Source organism: Alteromonas ponticola (assembly GCF_012911815.1).
GTDB lineage: Bacteria > Pseudomonadota > Gammaproteobacteria > Enterobacterales > Alteromonadaceae > Alteromonas > Alteromonas ponticola.
Map to the genome: position 1 here is coordinate 44,545 of NZ_JAATNW010000010.1, position 13,908 is coordinate 58,452.

Annotated in this window: 6 protein-coding genes; all 6 read right to left on the reverse strand. The window is 46.8% G+C overall.

Annotated features, from left to right (window positions below):
* Nucleotides 1-2: 2 nt before the first annotated feature.
* The 6 genes from HCJ96_RS15875 to HCJ96_RS15900 all read right to left on the reverse strand — a co-directional run bounded on the left by HCJ96_RS15875 (nt 3) and on the right by HCJ96_RS15900 (nt 13,581).
* Complete coding sequence (locus HCJ96_RS15875) at nt 3-1,541, reverse strand: tryptophan halogenase family protein (RefSeq protein WP_169212071.1); 1,539 nt, start codon at nt 1,539-1,541, stop codon at nt 3-5.
* Nucleotides 1,542-1,619: 78 nt separating this feature from the next.
* Entirely contained in the window at nt 1,620-4,592 is a 2,973-nt protein-coding gene (locus HCJ96_RS15880) for a TonB-dependent receptor (RefSeq protein WP_169212072.1), read from the reverse strand.
* A 465-nt stretch (nt 4,593-5,057) separates the two neighbouring features.
* Nucleotides 5,058-5,450 (reverse strand): response regulator, encoded by a 393-nt coding sequence (locus tag HCJ96_RS15885; protein ID WP_169212073.1) that lies wholly within the window; start codon nt 5,448-5,450, stop codon nt 5,058-5,060.
* A 1-nt stretch (nt 5,451) separates the two neighbouring features.
* Nucleotides 5,452-6,723, reverse strand: coding sequence for a sensor histidine kinase (locus tag HCJ96_RS15890; RefSeq protein WP_169212074.1), 1,272 nt, complete (start codon nt 6,721-6,723; stop codon nt 5,452-5,454).
* Nucleotides 6,724-6,729: 6 nt separating this feature from the next.
* A complete protein-coding gene (locus HCJ96_RS15895; RefSeq protein ID WP_169212075.1) occupies nt 6,730-7,557 on the reverse strand; it encodes a CheR family methyltransferase in 828 nt (275 codons plus the stop codon).
* Between the two features lie 6 nt (nt 7,558-7,563).
* Nucleotides 7,564-13,581, reverse strand: a complete 6,018-nt coding sequence (locus tag HCJ96_RS15900; RefSeq protein WP_169212076.1) for a HAMP domain-containing protein — start codon at nt 13,579-13,581, stop codon at nt 7,564-7,566.
* Nucleotides 13,582-13,908 lie beyond the last annotated feature (327 nt).

The window sequence follows — 13,908 nt, forward strand, 5'->3', positions numbered from 1 at the left end:
CCCTAAATGGTTTGTAATCCGTGCGACGCAATCTGTTTCAACAACGTGCGGTTGTTCGGTAAGCCAGCCTTAAGCTGCTGCTTTTGCGCAGCCATGTATTGAAACTGTTGTAATGCACGTTGTTGAAAACGTGGGTTAACCGGTTTGCTTTTCTTCCCCGCGCAATGCTGTAGCCCATACAAAATATACTGGTAACTGGCTGCTGGAAACAGCTCTTCAGCCATCGGCACATCATATCGACTTGGCGAATGACCCCGCCATACTTCAAGCATCTCGCTCAGCGACTCAGGTATAGAGGCTGCATCGCGATTATCCCTCCAATAGTCTGAATCTTCCCGCTTCGATAACACGTAGTGTAGCTTGAGAAAATCAATAATTCGTTCCCATCGGTACCTGAATGTTTCATTAAATCGTTTCGCAGTAATCGCCATTTGCCGTTGACCTGAAGGTAACTGCTCGCTGATGAATTTGGCGGCCAGCTCTACCATTACCAGCGCTGACGCCTCAAGAGGCTCAATAAACCCTGCAGCCATGCCTACCCCGACACAGTTGTGCTGCCAGAATGTCTCACGAAAACCGGGCTTGATAGCAATTTTTCGGACTTCAACGTCAGCACCCTGCTCACCAATATAGCGACGTAATGTGTGCTCGGCATTCTCATCTGAACTGTGCGCTGATGAATAAACATGGCCAATTCCACGCCGAGTCTGTAAACCAATATCCCAAATCCAGCCAGCCGACTGCGCAGTAGCTAGCGTCGCTGATGCAATTGCTGTCTCAGGTTCTGCATAATTGACCTGAGCAGCCAGTGCGCAGTCGTTGAAAAGAACATGCCGCTGCTCAAGGAAATTGATGTCGTAGTGCTGCCCGAGTAACAGGGAGGCAAATCCGGAACAATCGATAAAAAGGTCGGCTTCAATCAACCCATGTTGAGCAGTTTGAATGGATTGAATCGGTTTATCTTTGTCACCATTCACCGAGACGACGTTGTCTAAAATATGCTCCACTCCCAATTGGTTTACCGCATGGCGTTGCAATAACTGCACAAATCTACCCGCATCCAGGTGGTAGCCGTAATTATTGACAAACGCGTATTCGGGAGTGGTGATTTGTTTTGGTGCCAGCCCTGCCTCAATCATTGCCGCCTGCGTTGACACTGCATGGGCAAAATCGACCTTATCGCTATGAGGAAACCAGTAAGGCGCAATATCAAACTCAGCGGCAGCTACCGGAGGGGTAAAAGGATGATGATAATGGTTAGGGTGCGTATGCGTATGCCAGTTGCGAAACCAGGAGCCTTGTTTAAAACTTGCGTTACAGGAAACGATAAAATCAGTTTCTGATAAACCTATACGCTGCAAAGTCCCGCGCATGGAAGGCCAGGTTCCTTCACCTACCCCGATGTGCTTTACATCAGGTGATTCAACCAGGCTGATTTGAACACTTTTGTCAAAACGATAATCCGCCGCGAGTAAACTCGCTGTTAGCCAACCAGCGGAACCACCGCCGACGATTAATATCTTTTTCACAGAAGTATTCATCAAAACTACTATACAATGACGCCGCAATAAAAAGTAGCCATCTGTTGATGGCTACTTTGTTACGAACAGAGCACACAGTTAGAATGTATAGCGCACACCAATATTGTAGCGCGGTCCGTATTCAGCGTAATTGACTAGCTGGTACGACGAACGTTCATGCACACGCTTGGTTTCATCGGTAATGTTAAGGGCTTCAACAAACACGGTCAGGTTTTCGTTAAAGTCATAACTGGCATTAACATCCCATTGGCCGTACTCTTCAACAAAAACAGGATTGAGCAGGCCCTGACCATTAACGGTATTCGACAGGAACTTATCACGCCAGTTATAAGCTACACGCACCTGAACACCGTCTTTCTCATAAAAACCAATTAAGTTGTAAGAGTCGCTGACTCCCAACAAGCCCCCCTGCGATTCAAGGCTGGTGACGTCGTATTCAAAGTCTGAATCAACAATTGTAGCGTTGGCAATGACACCGAACCCCGTTTCCCAGAACAGATGCTGAACAGCAATCTCCCAGCCATCGGTACTTTCTTCATCCTGGTTAACCGGTACAGCGATGTCAAAGGTAGCAATGTCATCTTCCCCCGGTACACCGAGAATAAAGCCATCTGCGTTTATCGTTTCCGGATAATTATCAATAATGTATTGTCTGATTTGTGCAGTGGTCGCGCCCGAGCCTAACTCAGCAACAGCTTCATCATAACGAGGGCCCTGCGCGGGGTGAGGTAAACCAAAGGTCTGCTCTTGCACGATACCCGTGTTAACAAAGTTTTCACCGTCTTTTTTGAAATAGCCAATTGACGCATAGCTACCTTCATCGTAATACCACTCCAACGCCAAATCGAAGTTGGTGGATTCAAACGGCTCCAGCCCCGGATTACCCCGCGCGCCGCTACCGCCGTTGATGCGCACAAGCGAGTTGAGGGTCTGCCCACCTTGAATGTCGCCATAACCTGGACGTGCCATGGTTTTGCCGTACGATGCTCTGAACATCACGTCATCGGTCAGATCTAAATTAAAATCGATGCTGGGAAGAAAGTTTTCATAACTGCCTGACAAGTTGGTAAACTCTTGTTCACCTGTAGCGATAAGAGAGAATTCGTTATCACCCGCCCAGGCAATGTTACTGTACGTGGGAACCAGGGCACTGGAATTAACATCTGTTTCTTCATACCGGGCACCTAACGACAATCGGTAAGGCATATCACCTAAATCACCCACCAGATTAAATTGTACGTATGCGGCATTAATTTCTTCTGTAGTCCGACGGTCCGTGGTCATATCAGATGATGCACAGAATGATGTACCACAATCACCTACCGCACCCAGCGCACCATAAGTGCTATCAGCTATGCTGCGGATGGTATTGAAATCCCATATGAAAAACTCGTCCTGAAGCGCGGGGTCGCCACTGGCATCCGCGTCAAATTTATCGCCAATGCTTTCCAGCATAAAGACAGAAGGATCGATGTCTCCTGCCTCGCCCAGTCCACCCCAGTTGTCCTGTTGAACGTTAGAAAAGGCTGAGCGGTTCTTCATTTCTGAATTGCTCACACCAAAATCAATGCTTTCCAGTAATCCACTGTCAAAGGTATAGCTACCACTGAGTTGAGCCTGCTGAATTTCACTGCGCATCTGACTGTTGCGGAATGAACTTCCTGTTACTCTTACATCCTCTGCACGTATATTAGACACCCCATCCGGGTAAGTGATATCAAGTACAGGGAAATCACGACTAAAATCAACAGAAGTGACCGCTCTCACCCAGGTTGCGGTGCCAATGGTGTTATTGCTTCCAAACGGGCTGTCAGGACGCGATTCGGCAGATGAATCGTGAACATCCAACACCAGTTCCAGGTTGTCTGATGCTTGCCACTCCAGGTTCAGGCCCAGTGACTTGTTCTCATTGATGGTTGAAAACTGGCCAGCACCCATGGCTAAGTCGCCAGGTGCAGCGAACGCTTCTGAATAGACTAACGGAGCAACAACAGGTCCATCAGTAAAGGTTGCTGTTGAAGGACCAAAGTTAAACCAGGCTGAAACATCGTTATAACGATCTTCAACTTCGTTTTTAGCATAAGTGTAATCCAGAGTGGCTGTTACATTGTCAACTGGACGATATTGCAAAGTCAGTTGACCATTGGTGCGCACCCGCTCTATCTCATGAAATGCATAACCGACACTTTGTGGAACTGAATAGATATCGGTTGGCTCAGGATAATTCTGATAGGCATTATCGCCATCGGGAATCAGACCACCCCAGTCAGCGTTGCCACCATCCCAGTCAAAACCATTTACGGTTCCCGGAAACGTTCGCCAGCCCCCTGTAACCGCTTGTCTGTTACCGCTATGGCGCTCCTGATATGAGCCTGAAAGCGCTACACCAAACGTATCGTCTGCAAAGGTATTACTGTACAAACCTGACAACTCCGGCGTGACTGAGTCACCTTCTTCAGTTGAGTCATCTACGACCCCTTTCACACCGAACGTCGCCTTCAAACCCGGTGAATTCAGGGGTTTGGTTGTCAGAATATTGATCGTGGCGCCCATACCACCGGTTGGCACGTGGGCCTTGCCGGTTTTGTAAAGCTCTACGCCAGCAACACCTTCAGAGGCGATGTTGGCAAAATCGTAAGAACGCGAAGTTGAGGCTGATGTGGCTTCCAGTGAAGACGCTGGCATATGTCTACCATTTAACAACACCAGGTTGTAATCTGGCCCAAATCCCCGCACGGTAACTTTGCTGCCTTCACCGTTTTGACGGTCAATCGACACCCCGGTAATACGCTGTAACGACTCTGCCAGGTTAGTATCGGGAAATTTACCCATTTCTTCTGCTGAGATTGCATCGACGATACCTTGAGAAGAGCGCTTGATATCCATTGAACGAATGACTGAGCCACGAATACCAGATACTTCAATAACCTCTACCATCTCATCATTAGCATCGGCAGTTGCCTCTTGTGCAATCGCAGAATGCATCGTCGCGCCAAGTAACAATGACATGCTGGTAGCGATTCTTGTCTTTCTAAATATGTGTTGTTTCATGTGTGTCCCCTGATGCGGTTGCATCTAGTTGCCAATACTTCTGAACTATTAAGCCTCAACTCGATTACAAAATGTATGCGCTTTCAAATTTTAACAAATATCATCTTCGATTTACTTTCATTTTATCGATAATACCCGACAAAAAATCACCTGTTAAAGCATAGCGTAAATCGACAGATACGACGTCCGATGACAGCAAATTGTATTTTGTAAACGCTTACATTTTTTATAATTTAGTCTTTTCTATTTTGTGATGCAAGTGTTTTTTTTTTGTTAAAACTACGAAATGGTAAGAGTAGATTGGTTGACGGCCTCAGCCCTTATAGAAAGCGGCTGGGCCAAGAGGGATACTGTTGGTGAAGGGGGTGAGGCAGATTAGTGGATCAGCAACAACTGATGCGCGGTAAATTTATTGTTAATTTATTCTGATAATACCGGCAGTGCATTGTTCCTGTATTGACGCTGCTAACCAAAATGGGTGGTCGAAATCGTTTCCAGATCTTCTAGCAAAATGGGTTTATCGATAAAGCCTTTAACACTGGCAAAGCGGGCGGCACGTTCTTTATCGGTCTCAAACACCGACGATGAATGCATGAAAATGAGTGACGAGAACCGTTTGTGAAACCCTTTTTCTTCATATTTTTCCAGAAAGTCCCAACCGTTCATGGCCGGCATATTAATATCTAAAATAATGATATCGGGAAACGTTTCCAACTCTGCCAGGTAATCCAGCGCCTCTTCAGCGCTGGTCATAAACGTCAGTTTCCCATTGTAATGGTAATCATAAAACGCTTCCTGAGTGAGAAAGTTATATTCGTCGTCATCATCTATACACAGCACATCTTGAAAACTTCGCATGTTATTTATCTGACTCTCTTTTCATATCCGGTAGTTCAATGATAAATGTGGTGCCCTCTCCGGGCTTGCTAGTGAAGTCTATGCTTCCACCACACATCTCTACTTGTGACTTGGTAATATATAACCCCATCCCCTTGCCGCCTGCATCTTTGCTTAAACGCTGAAATAACCCGAACACTTTTTCTTTTTGGCTTTCGTCCATGCCAATTCCATTATCTTTAATGGTCAGTAAAACCGATCCGGAAAGCTGTTTAGTAACTACGTTGATCAGCGCTGAACGTTCAGGTGAGCGGTAACGGATTGCGTTGGTTAGCAGATTCTGCATAATGCTTTGTAAAAAGCGCGAAATATAATTTATCGATTGTGCCTCAGAAAAATCTGAATGAATAGACGCACCAGAATCCTTTATTTGAACTTCTAAATCTTCAAGGACATCTGAAAACACATCGGAGAATCTAAGTTTTTCGACTTCTTCTTCGAATGCTTCTTTTGCGGTGACCACTTCAATTAAATCGTGCAGGGTATTTTTGACGCGGGAAATGGAAAGCTCAATACGTCTGAAAATGTCGCTGTTGTCGCCATTTACATGGCCACGTTTCCTAAAAATTTTGACCATACCATCCAGATTTATGATGGGGGCGCGCAAGTCGTGAGTAGCAACATAAGCAAATTGCTCAAGGTTCTGCGTATGTCTTAACAACTCCTTTTTTTGTTCTTCCAGTTGTTGCTGCGCATCCTGAGCAACGTCCTTAGCTAAATTAGCCTCTTTCAGGCGCACCAGCGCTTCTTGTTCAGCTTTTTCAAGTCGCTCATTTTTCAGCCGTAATTCAGTCAGGATTTTTTCATATTCTTTTTGTTTTTCAAAAACATTAGAGCGCATGAACGTTTTTACTTTAGACAGCAGAATTTCTTCGTTGATCGGTTTAATTAAATAGTCAATTGCACCAATTTTATAGCCTTGCAATACGTTTAAATCATCTTTGTCATACGCGGTTAGGAATATGATCGGGATATTTTCTGTTAGCGGGTTAGTGCGGATGTAACGTGCCGTTTCGATCCCGTCCATAATCGGCATTTGGATATCCAACAAAATCAGGGTGTACTCATGCCTGATGAGTTGATGCAATGCATTTTGTCCTGAATCGGCGGTGTGCACATCAACGTCTAATTTTGACAGTAACTTTTGCATGATGTCGCGTTCTGTCTGGCGATCATCGACAACAAGAACCTTGGGCCGTTGTTTTAGTACCTGTAGTGGGTCATCTGCTTTCATAAACACCTAAACGGCAATTTTCTTGTAAATATTATGTTCGGAATCAATCAATTCAAATTGATCCCGGACTGGCGACAATGCCAGTGATTCATGCGCACCCAAACACAAATAACCCGCTCTGCATAAGCTATCGGCAAACAGTTTCAGCACGCGGTTCTGCAACATTCGGTTAAAGTAAATCAGCACATTTTTGCAAACGATGAGCTGCATCTCCGCAAACATGCCATCAGTCACCAGGTTGTGGTTGGAAAACACGATATTTTTACTCAATCTCGAATTCAACTTTGCCGCCCCGTAGCGCGCATGGTAGTAATCCGTCAGTGACTTTTTACCCCCTGCCTGAAAGTACAACGCCTGACCAACCCGTAATTCACTGACCGGATAAATGCCTTTATTGGCCGTTTCTAAAGAGCGATCATTAATATCCGTAGCATAAATCTGCGTGCGGTCATACAAGCCATATTCTTCCAGCAAAATTGCCATAGAATACGCCTCCTCGCCCGTCGCACACCCAGCATGCCATATGTTCAGAAACGGATAGGTCTCCAATCTTGGAAACACCCTGTTGTACAGTGCTCGAATTGATACTGGATCCCTGAACATACAGGTCACTGTCACTGAAATATCAAACAGTAAGCGTTTAAATTTAACGTGACTATGCAATACCGCCGGTATTAATTCGGCGATATTGGTATAACCGTGAACTTGTACATGCTTGTCAATTTGCTGCACCAGGGATGCGAATCGATATTGACGAAAGTCGTATCCCCAGCGCTGATGTATTGCTTCAATCAACAAACGGGTTTCAAGTTCCTGTAACGCTTTGTCTTGCATTTGATGCTACTTGTATAACCATACACGCATGATGTTCAGCAACTTCTCTACATCAACCGGTTTGGTCAGATAATCATTCGCCCCCGCGCTTAAACACTTGCTTCTGTCTTCTGCCATGGCTTTTGCCGTTAACGCAATAATTGGCAGTTCTTTATGCTCATGTTTTTCACGAATACGCCGCATGGCTTCATAGCCATCCATAATGGGCATCATCACATCCATCAGAATTATCGACACGTCAGGTTCCTGTTCCAGCTTCTCCAGCGCCATCATGCCGTTATCCGCCAACACTACCTGCATACCTGCATCCGCGAGCACTTTAGATAACGCGTAGGTATTACGAATATCGTCATCCACCAGCAGCACTTTTTGATTTGCCAGCAATTTTTCAGGGTCGTGAAGCGCAGAAAGGATCGCCCGTTGCTGATCAGAATATTTACTCTCCATGCTGTGGATAAACAATGACACCTCATCGAGCAGACGTTCTGGCGAGGACACGCCTTTAATCACGATACTGTCGGTGTATTTACGCAGCTGTTTGACTTCTTCTTTAGTTAGTTCCTGTCCTGTGTAAATGACGATAGGGACATCTTTTATGGCGCCGCTGCTGTGCAGCTTATTCAGCAAACCAAAACCGGTGGTATCGGGCAAGTTCAAGTCCAGAATGATGCAATCAGGATGGGTGTCATCCAGCAACTCTTCCGCTTTTTTACCTGTCTTTGCAGTAAGTATCTTAATTTGGCTGTTGGATAATATGCGTTTTAGGCTATCAATACTTGCCTCGTTATCTTCAACCAGCAAAATCGTTTTAACGGTGGTTTCCTGAATACCCGTAATTTTCTTGATGACATTATTAATGCTGCTTAACGAAGCCGGTTTGGATAAAAAGCCGATCGCGCCTTTACTGAGCGCCTGTGTACTCTTATCTTCAACCGAAATGATGTGCACCGGAATATGCCGGGTTTTAAGATTAAACTTTAACTGGTCCAGCACGCGCATACCATCCAGATCCGGTAATCGAATATCCAGGAAGATACCTTTAGGCTGGAACTGAGACGCCAAATCAAGCCCTTCACGTCCCTCTCTGGCCACTAATACGTTGTAACCGTGAGATTTAACTTCGCGTTTAAGTATCTCGGCAAAGTTCTGATCATCTTCAATAATCAGTAACGAATCATCTTTTGACGAAATATCGTTGCGATCGTCGCTGACGAAAGGCTTGGTGGGCGAAGGTAATTCTGGCGTTGATGAATTTGCCAATTGAGATTCTTTGATATCGTACTTCGGATACTCAATGGTAATTTCGCTTTCTGTATCATCATCAAGCGCACCGGTTTTAGACAAATCGATAGGGATGTATACAGTGAATTTACTGCCCTGATTTGGTTCACTCCAGATATGAATTTCACCGCCTAATAAACGCGACAGCTCCCGCGAGATGGTTAAGCCCAGGCCGGTGCCGCCATATTGTCGGCTGGTGCCACCTTCGGCTTGCTGGAAGGCTTCAAATATCTGTGCAAACTTCTCTTTGACAATACCGATGCCTGTATCCGCGACAGAGAAAGCAATCACATCTTTATGTGGTGTGGTGATTTTTCTGAATTGCACATCTTCAGGCACTTTTTCCGCAGCAAGGATAATTTCACCTGATTCGGTGAACTTAAACGCGTTGGACAGCAGATTTTTAATAATCTGTTCCAATCGCTGATCATCAGTATAAAGGTTTTTCGATACCCCCTCTTCGATCTCAATGTTAAAGCTTAAGCCTTTGTTTTTCGCAATCGGGTTAAATTTGTTTTCCATGCTGGTCAGCAACTTCTGAACACTGATGGTTTGAGGATGCACCTGCAGTTTACCCGCCTCCACCTTAGACAGGTCGAGAATGTCGTTGATCAGGTTAAGCAAATCATTACCACCATCATAGATAATGTTGGCGTCTTTAATTTGCTCGTCGTCCAGATTACCTTTATCGTTTTTGGTGAGCTCTTTGGCTAATATCAGTAAGCTGTTCAGTGGGGTACGCAATTCGTGGGACATGTTCGCCAGGAATTCAGATTTATATTTACTGACCAGCTCCAGTTCTTTCGCTTTTTGCTCAACTTCAACCCGTGAAGACTGAATGTCTTCTTTCTGACGTTCGAGGTCGCGGGTTTTGATCTCAAGATCTTCGTTAGCCACCTGCAATTCTTCAGACTGCGCACGCAATTTCTGTTGCTGATCAAGCAATTCTTCCGACTTGCGCTGTGATTCTTCAAGCAGCAATTTCATCTTCGAACGGTCTTGTGCAGAGTTAATCGCAATCGCGATGTTTTCTGCCACCACCCGCACCAGTTCTAGCTGGTTGTCGGTAAACTCGTAGAATGAGCCAATTTCGATGATACCTTTCACTTCGCTACCTATCAGACAAGGTTGCACCAGCAGGCTGTTAGGTTCTTTGCGGCCAATGGCAGAAGAGATGAGTACGTAATCTTCTGGTACGTTGGTAATGACAATGGCTTCTTTTTCCAGTGCAGCCTGCCCTACCAGCGATTCACCCACCTTAAACTCATTTACTGCATCCTTACGCTTGGTATACGCGTAGGTCGAGGTCAGTTTAAGGACTTCGCCCTCTTTGGTGTTTTCTGTGAGATACAAAGCACCAATTTGGGCTTTTAGGTACTTGGTCAGATAAGTGATGATGTTTTTCGATAGTGCATGCAGATCCAATTCACCGCGCATCTTATCGTTCAAGTTGGCCTGACCGTTCTTGATCCAGGCTTCGTTTTCATTTTCTTCCGAGATGCGTTTTAAGTTTCGCGTCATCGAGTTAAGCGCGATACTCAACTGGTCGGCGTCACTTCGCAGTGGCATCTCAAGGGCAAAGTCACCTTCTGCAATCGAGTTGGCGGCTTTAACGATGGTGATAAATGAGTCAACCATCGCGTTAATGTTGTTTTTAAGTTCCTGTACCTCACCACGTACATGTACTTCGATTTTCTTCGAGAAGTCACCGCGGGCAAGCGCCGTTGATACCGAGGCGATTTCCCGTACCTGTGCGGTCAGGTTGCTCGCCATGGTATTTACGTTATCGGTCAGATCTTTCCAGGCCCCTGCCACGTTCGGTACTTCGGCCTGTCCACCCAAGATACCTTCGGTACCTACCTCACGGGCTACGTTGGTTACCTCATCGGCGAAGATGTTAAGTGCGTCAACCATTCGGTTGATCGTGGTGGAAAGCTCGAGTACCTCACCTTCTTTGGCCTCTTCGGAGATTTTCTGCGACAAGTCACCGTTGGCCACGGCAGTGGTTACCGAGGCGATTTCCCGTACCTGCGTGGTCAGGTTACTCGCCATGGTGTTTACGTTGTCAGTCAGGTCTTTCCAGGTGCCGGCGACGTTGGGCACTACCGCCTGACCGCCCAGCTTACTTTCTGTACCAACTTCACGTGCCACCCGCGTTACCTCGGCGGCGAAGATGTTCAATGAGTCAACCATCTGGTTGATGATGTCTCTTAAGTCAGCAATCTCACCACGTGCATCGATTGAAATTTTACGGCTCAAGTCACCGTTTGCTACCGAGGCCGCAACCCCGGCGATTTCACGTACCTGAGCAGTCAGGTTACTGGCCATGGTGTTTACGTTGTTAGACAGGTCGAGCCAGGCACCGGCAACGTTTGGTACGTCTGCCTGTCCACCCAGCACACCTTCGGTCCCTACCTCACGGGCAACCCGGGTTACCTCATCAGATAGTGTCTGCAACGAGTCAACCATTCGGTTGATCGTAATCGATAGTTCAAGTACCTCGCCCCCTTTGGCTTCCTCGGTGATTTTTTGTGACAAGTCACCGTTTGCCACCGCTTTGGTTACGGAGGCGATTTCCCGTACCTGTGTGGTCAGGTTACTCGCCATGGTGTTTACGTTTTTAGTCAGCTCCATCCAGGCGCCGCCCACGTTGGGTACTAAGGCCTGTCCACCCAGTCGACCTTCTGTTCCTACTTCCCTTGCAACCCGCGTTACCTCGTCTGAGAAGATGTTCAGTGAGTCAACCATCTGGTTGATGGTTTCTTTCAGTTCAGCAATTTCGCCTTCTGCGTCGATGGTAACTTTTCGAGTCAAGTCACCTTTCGCTACCGCGGTAGCAACGTTAGCGATTTCCCGTACCTGTGTGGTCAGGTTACTCGCCATGAAGTTTACGTTTTCAGTCAGGTTCTTCCAGGTTCCGGCGACGTTGGGTACAGCAGCCTGCCCGCCCAGCTTACCTTCTGTTCCTACCTCACGGGCAACCCGCGTTACCTCGTCCGAGAAGATGTTGAGTGAGTCAACCATCTGGTTAATGGTTTTTGTCAGATCGGCGATTTCGCCCTTTACGTTGATTTTGATTTTCTGTGACAAGTCGCCATCGGCCACCGCAGTTGCCACGTTGGCGATTTCCCTTACCTGTGTGGTCAGGTTGCTCGCCATGGTGTTTACGTTATCGGTCAGGTTTTTCCAGGTTCCTGCCGCGCCAGGTACCACCGCCTGACCACCCAATGTACCTTCTGTACCTACCTCGCGGGCAACCCGCGTTACCTCGGCAGAAAACAGCGTGAGTGAGTCAACCATGTTGTTGATCGTATTCGAGAGAACAAGTACCTCGCCCCCTTTACCTTCTTCGGTAATTTTTTGCGACAGGTCACCTTGTGCTACCGCTGTAGTAACCGAGGCGATTTCCCGTACCTGTGTGGTCAGGTTACTTGCCATGGTGTTTACGTTATCGGTGAGATTTTTCCAGGTGCCGGCTACATTAGGTACCGTTGCCTGCCCACCCAGCTTACCTTCGGTTCCTACCTCACGGGCAACCCGCGTTACCTCATCAGAGAAGATGTTCAACGAGTCCACCATCTGGTTGATGGTTTCTTTCAGCTCGGCAATTTCACCTTTTACGTTGATGTTGATTTTCTGCGAAAGGTCACCATCGGCTACCGCGGTAGCCACGTTGGCAATGTCCCGTACCTGCGCGGTTACGTTGGAGGCCAGCATGTTTACGTTATCTGTAAGCGCTTTCCAGGTACCGGCCACATCAGGTACCACGGCCTGTCCACCCAGTTTCCCTTCTACGCCTACCTCACGGGCAACGTTGGTTACCTCGGCGGCGAAGATGTTGAGTGAGTCAACCATTCGGTTAATCGTACTGGACAGTACCAGTACCTCGCCCCCTTTACCCTGCTCGGTAATTTTCTGGGTCAAGTCACCCTGGGCGACCGCCGTAGTTACCGTGGCGATTTCACGTACCTGCGCGGTAATGTTACTTGCCATCTGGTTTACGTTGTCAGTCAGATCCTTCCAGGTACCGGATACATTAGGTACCGACGCCTGACCACCCAGTTTACCTTCAACCCCTACCTCTCTGGCTACCTGGGTTACCTGTTCGGCAAAGGTGTTCAAGCTGTACTGGGTGCGGTTGATAACGTCCGCCATGGCGCGGAAGTCTCCGGTTACGGTGAGACTGAATTTGTCCTGCAGGTTACCTGAGGCGATACTGTTTAGTATTCGGCTTACTTCCAGTACCGGGTTTGAAATCGCCTCAATCAAAATGTTGATGTTATCAATAAGCTCTTTCCACACCCCGCTGGCCGCTTTAAACTCGGCCCGGGCTTCGAGGTTACCTTCGATCCCCCCTACCCGTGAAATCCGTGATACTTCGGTAGATACACCACCGATCATTTCAACCATGGTGTTATACGCTTCTGCCAGATCGGCAAATTTATCGTTTCGTTCTTTCGACAATCGAACCGAGATATCACCTTCCCGGAACGATTCCAGGGCGAAGATCAAACGGTCAATCTGATCATGGACATAATCGGTATCCTGAAACATATCATCATGGGATACCCGTCGTGATTTGCGATTTGTCGGACGTCGTGACGGCGCCGCTTTCTTTGCTGGCGGCACCGCTGTGGTGTTTGACGTTGCCGACTCGCTCACAGTTTGTTTTGACGTTGATGCTTTCGAAGACGCTGCCTTACTGGCAGGCGTAGATTTACCTTTCTGATTCGACGATGTCATATGAAGTTCTCTTCATTTACCGTGAGAACGTAACCTTAACAAAGGGGGCATGATAGGTACGGCGCACGACTATAATTCTAATATTTATAATAACTAGTCACAGACCATGAGATATGGTCACAACACTATGCAAGACTTCTGAAGTAGAAGTTATCCAACTCACTATAACGTGCTAAGTAAGTAAAAAAGATCACTTATCATTAAATTTTTTTAATGTATCGGTAAAACTAGCACTTAATTTCTTTCTCATGACAATTGTCATGCTCAATTGCTGACACTTGTGACTACTTTTCCGGCGTGGCGCAGGCAATACTTTACTTAACCTCA

What these genes read in the sequence shown, in the direction of transcription:
- HCJ96_RS15890 (WP_169212074.1), bottom strand. Translation starts at nt 6,723, where the DNA reads ATGAAAGCAGATGACCCACTACAGGTACTAAAACAACGGCCCAAGGTT.
- HCJ96_RS15895 (WP_169212075.1), bottom strand. Translation starts at nt 7,557, where the DNA reads ATGCAAGACAAAGCGTTACAGGAACTTGAAACCCGTTTGTTGATTGAA.
- HCJ96_RS15875 (WP_169212071.1), bottom strand. Translation starts at nt 1,541, where the DNA reads ATGAATACTTCTGTGAAAAAGATATTAATCGTCGGCGGTGGTTCCGCT.
- HCJ96_RS15900 (WP_169212076.1), bottom strand. Translation starts at nt 13,581, where the DNA reads ATGACATCGTCGAATCAGAAAGGTAAATCTACGCCTGCCAGTAAGGCA.
- HCJ96_RS15880 (WP_169212072.1), bottom strand. Translation starts at nt 4,592, where the DNA reads ATGAAACAACACATATTTAGAAAGACAAGAATCGCTACCAGCATGTCA.
- HCJ96_RS15885 (WP_169212073.1), bottom strand. Translation starts at nt 5,450, where the DNA reads ATGCGAAGTTTTCAAGATGTGCTGTGTATAGATGATGACGACGAATAT.